The following is a 15,355-nucleotide window of genomic DNA, read 5'->3' on the forward strand; positions in this document are numbered from 1 at the left end:
GCCGATCCTGAAGGGCTGAATGGCGGCGGGACGGAACAAGCGCCGATCGGCCGGGTTGAAGGCACGGCCCACGCTCCTCACTGTCGGGGAGCGCGGGCGTGATTTTCGATCCAGGCGGAGAAGCGGGCGATCATGGCGAACATCCTGAGGCAGGCGACGCGGCTCGGTGAAGGATTGCCCTTTCCGCTGGGCGCGACATGGGACGGGCTCGGCGTCAACTTCGCCCTGTTTTCGGCCAACGCGACCAGGGTCGAGCTGTGCCTGTTCGACGAGAGCGGCGAGGAGGAGCTTGAGCGGATCGAGCTTCCCGAATTCACCAACGAGATCTGGCACGGCTATCTTCCCGACGCCCGGCCCGGCCTGCTCTACGGCTACCGGGTCCACGGCCCCTACGAGCCGGAGCAGGGGCACCGCTTCAACCCCAACAAGCTGCTGCTCGACCCCTATGCCAAGGAGCTGGTCGGCGAGATCCGCTGGAACCCGGCCCATTTCGGCTATGTGATGGAATCGGGCGACGATCTGACCTTCGACGAGCGCGACAGCGCGCCCTTCATGCCGAAATGCAAGGTGATCGACCCCGCCTTCACCTGGGGCCGCGACCACAAGCCCGGCATCGCCTGGGACCGCACCATCTTCTACGAGACCCATGTGAAGGGCTTCACCAGGCTGCATCCGGCGGTGCCCGACAGCCTGCGCGGCACCTATGGCGGCCTGGCGGTGAAGGAGGTGGTGGACTATATCGGTTCGCTCGGCGTCACCTCGGTGGAGCTGCTGCCGGTCCACGCCTTCGTCCAGGACCAGCATCTGGTCGACAAGGAACTGGCCAATTATTGGGGCTACAACTCCATCGGCTTCTTCGCGCCGGAGCCGCGCTATGCCGCATCGGGCAACGCCATCAAGGAATTCAAGGAGATGGTGGCCCATCTCCACAATGCCGGGTTGGAGGTGATCCTCGATGTCGTCTACAACCACACGGCCGAGGGCAACGAGCGCGGGCCCACCCTGTCCTTCAAGGGCATCGACAACGCCTCCTACTACCGGCTGATCCCGGACCGGAAGCGCTACTACATCAACGAGACCGGGACCGGGAACACCGTCAATCTCAGCAACCCCCGCGTCCTGCAAATGGTCACCGACAGCCTGCGCTACTGGGCGACGGAGATGCATGTCGACGGCTTCCGCTTCGACCTCGCCACCATCCTCGGCCGCGAGCCCTACGGCTTCGACGAGGGCGGCGGCTTCCTCGACAGCTGTCTCCAGGACCCGATCCTGAACAGCGTCAAGCTGATCGCCGAGCCGTGGGACTGCGGCCCCGGCGGTTATCAGGTCGGCAATTTCCCGCCGGGCTGGGCGGAATGGAACGACCGCTACCGCGACACCGTCCGCGCCTTCTGGAAGGGCGACGAGGGCAAGCTGCCGGAGGTGGCGCCGCGCCTGTGCGGCTCGGCCGACCTGTTCGACAAGCGCGGGCGCAAGCCCTGGGCCAGCGTGAACTTCATCACCGCCCATGACGGCTACACCTTGAACGACCTCGTCTCCTACAACCACAAGCACAATGAGGCGAACGGCGAGGGCAACAACGACGGCCACTCCCACAATCTGTCCTGGAACCATGGGGTGGAGGGGCCGACCGACGATCCGGAAATCAGAGCGCTCCGGGAGCGGCAGAAGCGCAACATGCTGGCGACGCTGCTGTTGTCGCAGGGGTCGCCGATGCTGCTGGCCGGCGACGAGTTCGGCAACACCCAGCACGGCAACAACAACGCCTATTGCCAGGACAACGAGACGGCCTGGCTGAACTGGGACGACATCGACGAGGAGGGGCAGTCGCTGGTCGAGTTCGTCCGCCGCGTGGTGGCGGTGCGCCAGTCCTTCCCCATGCTGCGCCGCGGCCGGTTCCTGTCCGGTGAATACAATGCCGAATTCGACGTCAAGGACGTCACCTGGCTGACCCCCGGCGGCGACGAGATGGCGGAGGCCAACTGGCATGACGGCAACGCCCGCTGCCTCGGCATGCTGCTGGACGGCCGGGCGCAGGCCAGCGGCATCAAGCGTCCGGCGATGGACGCCACCCTGCTGCTGGTGATCAACGCCCATCATGACGTGGTGGAGTTCACGCTGCCGGAGGTGACCGGCGGCAGCGTCTGGCGCTGTCTGGTCGACACCAACCTGCCGGAGCCCGACGAGGCGCCGCGCGTCAACACCGGCGAGGGCTATGTGGTGACGGGGCGCTCGCTGCTGCTGCTGGCGCTGGAACCGGAGGGCAAGACCTCCTTCGCGCTGCGCCGTGCCGCCCGCGCGCTGCGCAGCGTCGCCGAAAGCCCGACGACGGTGTCGTCCTATGGCGAGGAGGGCGCCGGGGCGGGGGAGGGTGGGGAGGTCGAGGAACCGGTCAAGGCGGAAGCGGATGCGCAGTCCACCCCCGACACGAGGAAACCGGCCTGACCCGATGCTCAATCCCCCTCTCCCCCCGGGGAGAGGGGATCCTCCGACCCCCCGGACCCCCGCCATGAAACTCTTCGAATGCCAGAACTGTCGCCAGCCTCTCTATTTCGAGAACACGCTGTGCGAGCGCTGCGGCCATCGGCTCGGCTATCTGCCGGACGTCGGCACCCTGTCGGCGATCGACCCCACCGGCGATGACGGGGTGTGGCGGGCGCTCGCCGCCAGCGAGCCGCTTTACAAATTCTGTGCGAATGCCGAACTGGACGCCTGCAACTGGATGCTGCCGGCCGAGTCATCCGACAGCCATTGCGCCGCCTGCCGGCACAATCACACCATCCCCGACCTGTCCGACATCGACAATTTGCCGCGCTGGCGCAAGCTGGAGTTGGCCAAGCATCATCTGTTCTACACGTTGACCAACCTGAAACTGCCGTTGCGGACCCGGACGGAAAATCCGCAGGAGGGGCTGGCCTTCGACTTCCTGTCCGACAGCGTCGCCGCCGACGGCACGGTGACGCCGGTGCTGACCGGCCATGCCAACGGCCTGATCACCATCAACGTCGCCGAGGCCGACGATGCCGAGCGCGAGAAGCGCCGCGCCGAGATGGGCGAGCCCTACCGCACGCTGCTCGGCCATTTCCGGCATGAGAGCGGCCATTACATCTGGGACCGGCTGGTGCGCGATGATCCGGCCTTGCTGGAACGCTTCCGCGCCCTGTTCGGCGACGAACGGCAGGATTACGGCGAGGCGCTGAAGCACCACTACGCCAACGGCGCGCCGCCGGACTGGCAGGACGGCTTCGTCAGCAGCTACGCCACCGCCCACCCGTGGGAGGATTTCGCCGAGACCTGGGCGCATTACCTGCACATCGTCGACACGCTGGAAACCGCCCGCGCCTTCGGCCTGAAGATCCGCCCGCGCATCACCGAGGGGGCGGAACTGGAGGCTGAGATCGACTTCAACCCCCATCGGGCGCGGCGGGTCGAGGAACTGATCGACTCCTGGTTGCCGCTGACCTATGCGGTGAACAGCCTGAACCGCAGCATGGGCCAGCCGGATCTCTATCCCTTCATCCTGTCCCCGGCGGTGATCGAAAAGCTGGGCTTCATGAACGGCATGGTGCGGGGAGTGGAGGGGCGTTAGCTCCCCGCCCAGCCGATCTCGTGGAGGGGCTCTCTCATTCCAGCCCATTATGAGGGCTTAAGCGGAAGCACCGGCGGATCGCACAATCTGAAGGTGTGAGAAATCCATTCCGATCGCCTCTCTGGAGTTCGCAACCCCAAAAAAGTTTGTGACACTGACGTTCAGCATATTGCGTAAAAAGGAAAAGGCCGCTAGCTATACAGCCGCGGCCCGAGTTTAGGGAGGAAACGCCTGAAAGGCGATCGAAACAATAAATAATGCTGCGTCGCCGAAAATCCAGCCCGTTGCGGCTGGATTTTTCGTTTATGACGCAAGATTCTTCCCTCCTTCGGCGGCGGCCCGGCGGAAGGGGATTCCCCGAATGGTTGGTTGGGCTATCATGCCGGCCCAACGAACCATGAAAACGGGAAGAGGCGTCATCATGAAACGGCGTGCGTTCCTCACCAATGCCGGCGTCGGCCTCGCCGCCGCCGGAGCCGCCGGGACCGTCGCGGCCCCGGCCATCGCCCAGGCCTCGCAGCCGGAGGTCAAGTGGCGCATGGCGTCGAGCTATCCCAAGAGCCTCGACACCATCTATGGCGCGGCGGAGTTCATCGCCCGGCGCGTGTCCGACGCCACCGACGGCAGGTTCCAGATCCGAACCTTTGCCGCCGGCGAGATCGTCCCGGCGCTCCAGGTGCTGGACGCGGTGCAGAACGGCACCGTCGAATGCGGCCAGTCGGCGGCCTATTTCTATGTCGGCAAGGATCCGACCTTCTGTTTCGACACCGCCATGCCCTTCGGCCTCAACACGCGCCAGCACATCGCCTGGATGATGCATGGCGGCGGGCTGGAGCTGATGCGGGAGGTGTTCAAGGATTACAACATCCACCACATCCCGGCCGGCAACACCGGCGCCCAGATGGGCGGCTGGTTCCGTAAGGAGATCAAGAGCCTGGAGGATCTGAAGGGTCTGAAGATGCGCATCGGCGGTCTGGTCGGCCAGATCCTGACGCCCTTCGGTCTCGTCCCGCAGCAGCTCGGCGGCGGCGACATCTATCCGGCGCTGGAGCGCGGCACCATCGACGCGGCGGAGTTCGTCGGCCCCTACGACGACGAGAAGCTCGGCTTCCACAAGGTCGCCAAATACTATTATTACCCCGGCTGGTGGGAGGGCTCGGCCCAGATCCCGCTGATGTTCAACATCCAGGCCTGGGAGGCCCTGCCAAAATCCTACCAGACCATCCTGGAACAGGCCTGCTGGGAGGCCAACAGCTGGATGATCGCCAAATACGACACGCTGAACGCCGCGGCGCTGAAGCGGCTGGTCGCCGGCGGCGCCGTGCTGCGTCCCTTCCCGCGCGACATGATGCAGGCCTGCGAGAAGGCGTCGTTCGAGTTCTACGACAAGCTCGCCGCCGGCAACCCGCGCTTCAAGAAGGTCTATGACGGCTGGAAGCCCTTCCTGGATCAGGAACGGCTGTGGTTCCGCGTCGCCGAGAACGGCTTCGACAGCTTCGTCTACAGCCAGGCGGCGCAGCAGCGCTGAGGCGACGGCGGGGGAGGGGGAGAGCCGTGGCGATTCTGCGGCGATTCGCCTCCCCTTTCGCGGCACCGGCTGATTTTCGTATTTTCGTCTGTCTGTCGGTGCGATTATCGGCCTTCTCAATCGCACGCGGATGGAGCACACTGCCGGTCGAAGCGTGAGCAAAACCTTCGCTGTTGCACAAAAAATCGGCAAGCTGTTGAATTGATCAAGTCATAGTCATTCTTCTTGTCTATTTTCTTAAACGCGTGGTACCGTCGGGACCGAAATGACGGACCGGGGTGGCTACCCGGCCTCAGGTCGCCTGTGACGGGAGCGGACGGATGGACGGCGGGATGATCGCGACGACAGAGACCCTGGTGCGCTTCACCGGGGTGCAGAAGACCTATGATGGCGAGCATCTCGTGGTGAAGAGCCTCGATCTCGACATCCGCAAGGGCGAGTTCCTGACGCTGCTGGGGCCGTCGGGCTCGGGCAAGACCACCACGCTGATGATGCTGGCCGGGTTCGAGGTGCCGACCCATGGCGACATCTTCATCGGCGACCGGCCGATCAAGAACATGCCGCCGCACAAGCGCGACATCGGCATGGTCTTCCAGAACTACGCCCTGTTCCCGCATCTGACGATCGAAGAGAATGTCGCCTTCCCGCTGTCGGTGCGCGGCGTCGCCAAGGCGGAGGTCAAGGAGCGGGTCAAGGCCGCGCTCGACATGATCAAGCTCGGCAATCTCGCCAACCGCCGTCCCGGCCAGCTCTCCGGCGGCCAGCAGCAGCGCGTCGCGCTCGCCCGCGCCCTGGTCTTCAACCCGGCGCTGGTGCTGATGGACGAGCCGCTGGGTGCCTTGGACAAGCGCCTGCGCGAGCATATGCAGCTGGAGATCAAGCGCCTGCACGAGACGATGGGCCTGACCGTCGTCTATGTCACCCACGACCAGGGCGAGGCGCTGACGATGTCCGACCGCATCGCGGTCTTCAACGATGGTATCGTCCAGCAGATCGACCGCCCCGACGCGCTGTATGAGCGGCCGGTGAACAGCTTCGTCGCCAACTTCATCGGCGAGAACAATGTTCTCAGCGGCGTTGTTGAAAATATCGAACAGGGTTGGGCGCGCGTGGCGCTCGATGCCGGCGGTTCGGTGGTGGCGCAGGCGGTGAATGTCGGCGGCGCCGGCACCCGCACGTCGCTGTCGATCCGGCCGGAGCGCGTCGCCATCGAAACCGGCGACAGCGGTGATGCGACCACCAACCGCCTGCCGGCGACGCTGACCGACCTGATCTATCTCGGCGACCATACGCTGGCGGTGCTGAGCTCGCCGGCCAACCCGGAATTCATGGTCAAGCTGCCGGCCGGCTCCTATGCCGGGCTGGTGCCGGGCCAGGACGTCTACATCGCTTTCCGCCCGGAGGACTGCCGGGCGCTCGATCCGGTCTGAGGACGTGGCTCCTCAGCGCCAGGGTGCCTTCCAGCAACAACAACCGCGACGAATAAGGACGGGGATCATGTCGAAGATTAAGGTGGCTCTCGGTTTCGCTGCGACCTTCACCGCCCTCACCGCCTTGGCCTCGGCCGCCAGCGCCCGCGACCTCACCGTCGTGTCGTGGGGCGGCGCCTATCAGGACGTCCAGAAGAAGGTGTATTTCGAGCCGTTCAAGGCCGCCGGCACGCCGATGAACGACGAATCCTGGGACGGCGGCGTCGGCGTCCTGCGCGCCAAGGTCCAGGGCGGCGCCTCCACCTGGGACGTCGTCCAGGTCGAGAGCGAGGAGCTGGCGCTGGGCTGCGACGAGGGGCTGTACGAGAAGCTGAACTTCTCCAAGATCGGCGGCGAGGACACCTATCTGCCGTCCACCGTCAACGCCTGCGGCGTCGGCGCCATCGTCTATGACTTCGTGCTGGGCTACGACAAGGACAAGCTGAAGGACGCGCCGAAGAGCTGGGCCGATTTCTTCGACACCAAGAAGTATCCGGGCAAGCGCGGCCTGCGCCAGGGCGCCAAGACGACGCTGGAGATCGCGCTGATGGCCGACGGCGTGGCGCCGGCCGACGTCTACAAGGTTCTGGGCACCGACGCCGGTGTCGAGCGCGCCTTCAAGAAGCTGGACACCATCAAGAACGACATCGTCTGGTGGAAGGCTGGCGCCCAGCCGCCGCAGCTGCTGGCTTCGGGCGAGGTGGCGATGACCTCTGTCTACAACGGCCGCATCGACGCCGCCAACAAGAAGGAAAACAAGAATTTCGGCATGGTGTGGAACGGCGCGCTCTACACCATCGACAGCTGGGTCATCCTGAAGGGCAGCCCGAACGTTGATGCCGCCTACAAGTTCCTGAACTTCGTCGGCAAGCCGGAGAACCAGGCCAAGCTGTCCGAAGGCATCGCCTACGGCACGTCGAACAAGAAGGCGCCGTCGCTGCTGCCGAAGGCGATCCTGGCCGACCTGCCGACCGCGCCGGACAACATGAAGAGCGCGGTGGAGATCAACACCGACTTCTGGCTTGAGAATATCGACCGCCTGACCGAGCGCTTCAACAAGTGGGCGGCGAAGTAAGTAGTTTGTTGTGATGTCTTCCCTTCCCTCTCCCGTCCTGGGAGAGGGAAGGGGCCCGCCGCGACGCGGCGGGAAGGGTGAGGGGCACCACAAGAATCCCGAACCGCATGGTTCCTTGGATCACCCCTCACCCGGCGCCTTCGGCGCCACCCTCTCCCGGGGCGGGAGAGGGGATGGTGGCAAGTGCGCAAGCATCTCTAGCGTCTTCTCAACAGGACAATGCCGATGACAGCCGCCTTCGTTGCCGGCGCCGACGTGCCGTTGAAGCGTCGATTGAAACGGGCCGAGCGCGCCCGGCAGCTCCGCGCGCTGGGTCTGGTGCTGCCGCTGCTGGCCTTCCTGCTGTTCACCTTCATCGTGCCGATCGCCGGCATGATCTGGAAGTCGGTGGATGACTGGGAGGTGCCGCAGGTGATGCCGCAGACCGTCGCGGCGCTGGAGCGCTGGAACGGCCAGGGCCTGCCCGACGAAACCGCCTTCGCCGCCCTTGCCGCCGACATCCGCGCCGCGCGCGACGCCGGCAATCTGGCGGTCGCCGCCAAGCGGCTGAACTATGTCGTCAACGGCTTCCGCACCACGCTGCTCTCCACCGGGCGCAAGCTGAAGGAGCAGCCGGCCCCCGGCACCGCCAAGGACACGCTGATCGCCATCGCGCCGGCCTGGGGCGAGCGCGAAAGCTGGACCGCGATCAAGAGCGCCAGCGGCCCGGTCACCAGCTATTACCTGCTGGCGGCGGTCGATCTGACCCGCAACGCCGACCATGCGATCGTCGCGGCGCCGCAGGACCAGGCGATCTACCGCGACGTCTTCCTGCGCACCTTCGAGATCGGCTTCGGCGTCACCGCGCTGTGCCTGATCCTCGGCTTCCCGGTGGCCTATCTGCTGGCGAACCTGCCGACCGGCCGCTCGAACCTGCTGATGATCTTCGTGCTGCTGCCCTTCTGGACCTCGCTGCTGGTGCGCACCTGCGCCTGGATCGTGATCCTCCAGAGCGAGGGCATCGTCAACGGCTCGCTGCAATGGCTGGGGCTGATCGACGAGCCGCTGCGGCTGATCTACAACCGCTTCGGCGTCTACATGGCGATGACCCATGTGCTGCTGCCCTTCATGATCCTGCCGCTCTACAGCGTCATGCGCGGCGTCTCGCCGGCCTACATGCGGGCCGCCGCCTCGCTGGGCGCGCCGCCGGTCACCGCCTTCCTGCGCATCTATCTGCCGCAGACCATTCCGGGGATCGGTGCCGGCTGCCTGCTCGTCTTCATCCTGGCCATCGGCTACTACATCACCCCGGCGCTGGTCGGTGGGGCCGCCGACCAGATGATTTCCTACTTCATCGCCTTCTACACCACGGAAACGGTCAATTGGGGCCTCGCCTCGGCGCTGGGGGCGGTGCTGCTGCTCTCCACCGTGGTGCTGGCGGTGCTCTACGGCAAGCTGGCGCTCGGCCGCCAGACGACGGGAGGTCTGAAGAATTGAGCGCGAACCACTCCCCCCAGACCACCAGCCAGCGCGTCGCCTGGATCGCCACGGTGGTTTCCGCCACGCTGGTGCTGTTCTTCCTGATGGCGCCGATCCTGGCCATCGTGCCGCTCTCCTTCAGCTCCAGCACCTACCTGACCTATCCGCTGCCCGGCCTGTCGCTGCGCTGGTATGAGGATTTCGTCAATTCGGCGCGCTGGATCAACGCGCTGAAGAACAGCGTCATCATCGGCGTCGCCTCCTCGCTGCTGTCGATGGCGCTCGGCACCGTCGCCTCGCTCGGGCTCGCCCAGTGGAAGAGCAAGTGGAAGCCGCTGGTGCTGGCCATCGTGCTGTCGCCGATGGTGGTTCCGGTCGTCATCACCGCGGTCGGCGTCTATTTCTTCTTCGCGCCGCTGGGGCTGACCGGCAACTATCTCGGCCTGATCCTGGTCCACACCGCGCTGGCGACGCCCTTCGTCGTCATCACCGTGTCGGCGACGCTGCAAAGCTTCGACATGACGCTGGCGCGCGCCGCCGCCTCGCTGGGGGCGCCGCCGCTGCTGACCTTCCGCAAGGTGATCCTGCCGCTGATCCTGCCGGGCCTGGCGTCTGGCGCGCTGTTCGCCTTCGCCACCAGCTTCGACGAGGTGGTGACGGTTCTGCTGCTGGCGGGACCGGAACAGCGCACCCTGCCCAGAGAGATGTTCAGCGGCATCCGCGAGAACATCAGCCCGACCATCACCGCGGTGGCGGTGGTGCTGACGGTGATCTCGGTCTGCATGCTGTCGGCGCTGGAATTCCTGCGCCGCCGCAACGAGCGGCTGAAGGGGAATGCGGGCTGATTGGACAGGTGGCGGAGCGGCCGCAACATCGCGGTGGTGGAAAGTCCGACCGCTCTGCCCTATCTTCTTTCCGGTTGCTGTGACGAGGGATCGCGATGTCCGCAGTGCCGTTCGACACCTTGCGTTTTGCGACGAAACTGCAGGCCGGCGGCTTCACGGTGGAGCAGGCGCGTGCGGCGGCGGAGGCTTTCGCCGAGGCGACGAGCCAGGAAATCGCCACCAAGGCCGACGTTTCCGCGCTCGGCGTCACCGTTCGCGGCGATGTTCAGATCATGGAGCGGGATCTGAAAATCTGGTTCGGCAAGATGATGGCATGGCAGCTCACCGCGATCGCCGGCCTCCTGGGAATCGCCACCGCGGTGGTCAAGCTGCTCTGATCAGCGCCTGCACGCCGCCGTCACAGATAGGGCGGCGTGCAGGCGCTGATCAGCTCGCATTCCACCTCGCCGATGTTGCGGAAGCGGTGCGGCACCCGGCTGTCGAAGAAATAGGCGTCGCCGGGACCGAGCAGCTGCTTGCGGTCGCCCACCGTCAGCTCGATCTGTCCCTTGATGACGATGCCGCCTTCCTCGGACTCGTGTTGCAGCATGGTGCGGCCGGTGTCGGCGCCGGGGGCGTAGCGTTCGTGGAGGATTTGCAGGTTGCGGCTGCGCAGGTCGCCGACCTGCCGGAAGGAGACCTGGCCGACCGTGCCCTTCAGCTCGCCGGCCAGTTCGATCAGCTCGTCACCCTTGAAGAAGATCTGCTCGGGCGGCGGCAGATCGTCGGAGGAGAAGAATTCGGCCAGCGACATCGGGATGCCCTGAAGCACCTTGCGCAGCGACGACACCGACGGGCTGCTGCGGTTCTGCTCGATCAGGGAGATCGTGCCGTTGGTCACCCCGGCCCGCTGGGCGAGCGCCCGCTGAGACAGCCCATGCTGCTCGCGGATCTGCTTCAACCTGGCGCCGACATCGAATTCCATCACCGGACTCCTGCTCCTCACCTGTTCTAGGCAATAGCCCATTCGCGCAACCCCGTCATCAGAATATGAACAGTTAAACAGGGGTTGTTTAATTTATTAAACATGGTAGGCTTCGGTCCCAGGTCCAGGCCCCCGCGCAAAAGGTCCTTGAGACGAAAGAAGATTTCGCCGGGCGCGGCCTGCCGGTTCCATAATCCTTCATGCAGGGCGGATAGAACATGCTGTCGCTGAACGACCAGGGGCTTCTCCGAACCAAGGGCTACGTCAACGGTGCGTGGCGCGCGGCCGAGTCCGGGAAGAGCTTCCCGGTCACCAACCCGGCCACCGGCGCCGTCATCGCCGAGGTGTCCGACATGGGTGCCGCCGAAACGCGCGAGGCGATCGACGCCGCCAACGCCGCCCTGCCGGGCTGGAAGGCCAAGACCGCCAAGGAGCGCGCGGCCATCCTGCGCCGCTGGTACGACCTGATCCTGGCGGCGCAGGAGGATCTGGCGCAGCTGATGACCGCCGAGCAGGGCAAGCCGCTGACCGAATCGCGCGGCGAGGTCATCTATGGCGCCTCCTTCATCGAGTGGTTCGCGGAAGAGGGCAAGCGCGCCTATGGCGACGTGATCCCGACCTTCGCCAGCAACAAGCGCGTCGTCGTGCTGAAGGAGGCCATCGGCGTCGTCGCGGCCATCACGCCGTGGAACTTCCCGAACGCCATGATCACCCGCAAATGCGCCCCGGCCCTGGCCGCCGGCTGCACCGTGGTGGTCAAGCCGGCCGAGGATACCCCGCTGTCCGCCCTGGCGCTCGCCGAGCTGGCGGAGCGTGCCGGTTTCCCCCCCGGCGTCTTCAACATCGTCATGGGCAGCGAGCCGGCCGCCATCGGCAACGAGCTGACGCACAGCCCGATCGTCCGCAAGGTCAGCTTCACCGGCTCGACCGAGGTCGGCAAGCTGCTGATGCGGCAGGCCGCCAGCACGGTCAAGAAGGTGTCGCTGGAGTTGGGCGGCAACGCCCCCTTCATCGTCTTCGATGACGCCGACCTCGACGAGGCGGTCAAGGGCGCCATGGCGTCGAAGTACCGCAATGCCGGCCAGACCTGCGTCTGCGCCAACCGCCTGCTGGTCCAGGCCGGCGTCTATGACGCCTTCGCCGCCAAGCTGGCCGAGGCGGTCAAGGCGCTGAAGGTCGGCAACGGCGTCGAGCCGGGCGTCACCCAGGGGCCGCTGATCAACGCCGACGCCATCGCCAAGGTGGAGGAGCTGATGGGCGACGCCGTCGCCAAGGGCGCCACCGTCGCGCTGGGCGGCAAGCGCCACGCGCTGGGCGGCACCTTCTTCGAGCCGACGATCCTGACCGGCATCACCACCGAGATGCGCGTCGCCCGCGAGGAGATCTTCGGCCCGGTCGCCCCGCTGTTCAAGTTCGAGACGGAAGAGGACGCCATCCGCATGGCGAACGACACCGAATTCGGCCTTGCCGCCTATTTCTACAGCCGCGACATCGGCCGCGTCTGGCGCGTGGCGGAAAAGCTGGAATACGGCATGGTCGGCATCAACGAGGGCATCATCTCGACCGAGATGGCCCCCTTCGGCGGCGTCAAGGAGTCCGGCATCGGCCGCGAAGGCTCCAAGTACGGCCTCGATGATTTCATGGAAGTCAAATATCTCTGCGTCGGCCTCGGCGCCTGACCTTCGGCAAAGGAAACACGACCATGACCACCAACCAGTCTTTCGTCGCCCGGCGCGAGGCCGCCGTCTCCCGTGGCATTTCCGCCGGCATGCCGGTCTACATCGACCGCGCTGAGAATGCCGAGATGTGGGATGTCGAGGGCAAGCGCTTCATCGACTTCGCCGGCGGCATCGCCGTGCTCAACACCGGCCACCGCCACCCGAAGGTGATGGAGGCGGTGAAGGCCCAGCTCGACCGTTTCACCCACACCTGTGCGATGGTCACCCCCTATGACAGCTTCGTCGAGCTGGCGGAGAAGCTGAACGCGCTGGTCCCCGGGCGTGAGCCGAAGAAGACCGCCTTCTTCACCACCGGCGCCGAGGCGGTCGAGAACGCCGTGAAGGTCGCCCGCGCCGCCACCGGCCGTCCGGGCGTGGTCGCCTTCTCCGGCGGCTTCCACGGCCGCACCCTGCTGACCATGGGCCTGACCGGCAAGGTCGTGCCCTACAAGGTCGGCTTCGGCCCGTTCCCGGCCGAGATCTTCCATGTGCCGTTCCCCAACGCCTATCGCGGCATCAGCGAGGCCGAGAGCCTGAAGGCGCTGGAGAACCTGTTCAAGTCCGACGTCGATCCGGCCCGCGTCGCCGCGATCATCATCGAGCCGGTGCAGGGCGAGGGCGGCTTCAACATCGCCTCCCCGTCCTTCCTCCAGGCGCTGCGCGCGGTCTGCGACAAGCACGGCATCGTCATGATCGTCGACGAGATCCAGACCGGCTTCGCCCGCACCGGCAAGATGTTCGCCGTCGAGCATGCCGGCATCGAGCCGGACCTCGTCACCATGGCCAAGAGCCTGGCCGGCGGCTTCCCGCTGTCGGCGGTCACCGGCAAGGCGGCGCTGATGGACGCTCCGATCCCCGGCGGCCTCGGCGGCACCTATGCCGGCAGCCCGCTGGCGACCACGGCGGCGCTGGCCGTCATCAACGTCATCGAGGAGGAGAAGCTGGTCGAGCGCAGCGAGAAGCTGGGCGAGCACATCGCCGGCCGCTTCCGCGCCATGGCCCAGCGCAACAGCCTGTCGGTGATCGGCGATGTCCGCAACCTGGGCGCCATGGTCGCCATGGAGCTGGTGACCGACCGCGAGACCAAGGAGCCGGCCGCCGACCTGACCAAGGCGCTGGTCGCCAAGGCGGCGGAAAAGGGCCTGGTCCTGCTGTCCTGCGGCACCTACGCCAACGTCATCCGCATCCTGGTGCCGCTGACCGCCTCCGACGCCCTGGTCGACGAGGGCCTGGACATCATCGAGCGGTCGCTGGAAGAGCTGGTGTCGGCGTAATAGGCTCCCTCTCCCGCCCTGGGAGAGGGAAGGGGACCAAGCGAAGCTTGGGAAGGGGGGGGATCCAAGGATATGAGAGCCATGTCCGGATCACCCCTCACCCTCCCGCCTTCGGCGGGTCCCACCCTCTCCCGGGACGGGAGAGGGTGATAAGAACCAACAGGAGGAAGACCTTGGCCGGACCCTTGTCGCACATCCGGGTGCTGGAGCTGTCGCGCGTGCTGGCCGGACCCTGGTCGGCCCAGACGCTGGCCGATCTCGGCGCCGACGTGATCAAGGTGGAACGGCCGGGAGCCGGCGACGACACCCGCGCCTGGGGTCCGCCCTGGGCCGGCGACCAGTCGGCCTATTTCCTCTCGACCAACCGGGGCAAGCGCTCGATCACCATCGATTTCGAGCGGCCGGAGGGCCAGGAGCTTGTCCGCGGGCTCGCCGCCCAGGCCGATGTGGTCATCGAGAATTTCAAGGTCGGCGGGCTGGTCAAATACGGTCTCGACTATGACAGCCTGAAGGCGGTCAATCCGCGGCTGGTCTATTGCTCGATCACCGGCTTCGGCCAGACCGGGCCCTACCGCAACCGCGCCGGCTACGATTTCATGATCCAGGGCATGGGCGGGCTGATGAGCGTCACCGGCCAGACCGATGGCGAGCCGGGCGGCGGGCCGGTCAAGGTCGGTGTCGCGGTGACCGACATCTTCACCGGCCTCTACGCCACCATCGGCATCATGGGCGCGCTCGCCCACCGCGACCGCACCGGCGAGGGGCAGCAGGTCGATCTTGCCCTGCTTGACGTCCAGGTCGCGGTGCTGGCCAATCAGGCGATGAATTGCCTGGTCGGCGGCAAGCCGCCGCAGCGGCTCGGCAACGCCCATCCCAACATCGTGCCCTATCAGGCCTTCGCCACCTGCGACGGCCACATCATCCTGGCGGTCGGCAATGACGGCCAGTTCGCCAAATTCTGCGCCGTCGCCGGCCATCCCGAACTGGCGGCGGACGAGCGCTACGCCACCAACCCGGCCCGCGTCGCCAACCGCAAGGAACTGGTGCCCCTGCTGGAGGCGCTGATCCGCACGCGCGACAGCCAGGATTGGCTGACGGCGCTGGAGCGGGTCGGCGTTCCCTGCGGGCCGATCAACGATCTGGCGGCGGTCTTCGCCGACCCGCAGGTCCAGGCCCGCGCCATCCGCCAGGATCTGCCGCACCCGACCCAGGGCAGCGTGCCGACGGTGGCGAGCCCGATCCGCTACAGCGGCACCCCGCTGGTCCATGACACCGCCCCGCCGACGCTGGGCCAGCACACCGACGCGGTGCTGGCGGAGTCGCTGGGGCTCGGGGAAGCCGACATCGCCGCCCTGCGGGACAAGGGCGTGATCTGAAAGGGCGTGATCTGACATTGGGAGTGAGAGCCGGACGGCATCGACCGTCCGGCCCCCGA

Annotated in this window: 12 protein-coding genes; 11 read left to right on the top strand and 1 reads right to left on the bottom strand. The window is 66.2% G+C overall.

The annotated features are described in order from the left end of the window. Nucleotides 1-132 precede the first annotated feature (132 nt). The 8 genes from glgX to AZL_RS33635 all read left to right on the top strand — a co-directional run bounded on the left by glgX (nucleotide 133) and on the right by AZL_RS33635 (nucleotide 10,341). Nucleotides 133-2,445, top strand: a complete 2,313-nt coding sequence (gene glgX / locus AZL_RS24655; protein ID WP_012977143.1) for a glycogen debranching protein GlgX — start codon at nucleotides 133-135, stop codon at nucleotides 2,443-2,445. A 64-nt stretch (nucleotides 2,446-2,509) separates the two neighbouring features. Continuing rightward, on the top strand, nucleotides 2,510-3,589 hold the full coding sequence (locus AZL_RS24660; protein ID WP_012977144.1) for a zinc-binding metallopeptidase family protein: 1,080 nt from the start codon (nucleotides 2,510-2,512) through the stop codon (nucleotides 3,587-3,589). A 421-nt stretch (nucleotides 3,590-4,010) separates the two neighbouring features. Further along, complete coding sequence (locus AZL_RS24665; RefSeq protein WP_012977145.1) at nucleotides 4,011-5,117, top strand: TRAP transporter substrate-binding protein; 1,107 nt, start codon at nucleotides 4,011-4,013, stop codon at nucleotides 5,115-5,117. 320 nt (nucleotides 5,118-5,437) lie between these two features. Beyond that, a complete protein-coding gene (locus tag AZL_RS24670) occupies nucleotides 5,438-6,547 on the top strand; it encodes an ABC transporter ATP-binding protein (RefSeq protein WP_012977146.1) in 1,110 nt (369 codons plus the stop codon). 67 nt (nucleotides 6,548-6,614) lie between these two features. Continuing rightward, nucleotides 6,615-7,661, top strand: coding sequence for an ABC transporter substrate-binding protein (locus AZL_RS24675; protein WP_012977147.1), 1,047 nt, complete (start codon nucleotides 6,615-6,617; stop codon nucleotides 7,659-7,661). A gap of 225 nt (nucleotides 7,662-7,886) precedes the next feature. Next, nucleotides 7,887-9,137, top strand: coding sequence for an ABC transporter permease (locus AZL_RS24680; protein ID WP_042445573.1), 1,251 nt, complete (start codon nucleotides 7,887-7,889; stop codon nucleotides 9,135-9,137). Further along, on the top strand, nucleotides 9,134-9,964 hold the full coding sequence (locus AZL_RS24685; protein WP_042445576.1) for an ABC transporter permease: 831 nt from the start codon (nucleotides 9,134-9,136) through the stop codon (nucleotides 9,962-9,964). Before AZL_RS24680 ends, AZL_RS24685 begins: the two co-directional genes overlap by 4 nt. Before the next feature lie 95 nt (nucleotides 9,965-10,059). Continuing rightward, nucleotides 10,060-10,341, top strand: coding sequence for a hypothetical protein (locus AZL_RS33635; RefSeq protein WP_012977150.1), 282 nt, complete (start codon nucleotides 10,060-10,062; stop codon nucleotides 10,339-10,341). A gap of 20 nt (nucleotides 10,342-10,361) precedes the next feature. Here the strand turns inward: AZL_RS33635 and AZL_RS24695 are convergent, their stop codons facing one another. Beyond that, nucleotides 10,362-10,928, bottom strand: a complete 567-nt coding sequence (locus AZL_RS24695) for a cupin domain-containing protein (RefSeq protein ID WP_012977151.1) — start codon at nucleotides 10,926-10,928, stop codon at nucleotides 10,362-10,364. 218 nt (nucleotides 10,929-11,146) lie between these two features. Between AZL_RS24695 and AZL_RS24700 the strand changes: the two genes are divergently transcribed. The 3 genes from AZL_RS24700 (at nucleotide 11,147) to AZL_RS24710 (ending at nucleotide 15,296) form a co-directional block, all read left to right on the top strand. After that, entirely contained in the window at nucleotides 11,147-12,607 is a 1,461-nt protein-coding gene (locus AZL_RS24700; protein WP_012977152.1) for an NAD-dependent succinate-semialdehyde dehydrogenase, read from the top strand. A 23-nt stretch (nucleotides 12,608-12,630) separates the two neighbouring features. Further along, nucleotides 12,631-13,920, top strand: coding sequence for a 4-aminobutyrate--2-oxoglutarate transaminase (gene gabT / locus AZL_RS24705; RefSeq protein ID WP_012977153.1), 1,290 nt, complete (start codon nucleotides 12,631-12,633; stop codon nucleotides 13,918-13,920). Nucleotides 13,921-14,093: 173 nt separating this feature from the next. Further along, complete coding sequence (locus AZL_RS24710; protein WP_012977154.1) at nucleotides 14,094-15,296, top strand: CaiB/BaiF CoA transferase family protein; 1,203 nt, start codon at nucleotides 14,094-14,096, stop codon at nucleotides 15,294-15,296. The last annotated feature ends 59 nt before the right edge of the window (nucleotides 15,297-15,355 follow it).

The organism is Azospirillum sp. B510 (genome assembly GCF_000010725.1).
GTDB lineage: Bacteria > Pseudomonadota > Alphaproteobacteria > Azospirillales > Azospirillaceae > Azospirillum > Azospirillum lipoferum_B.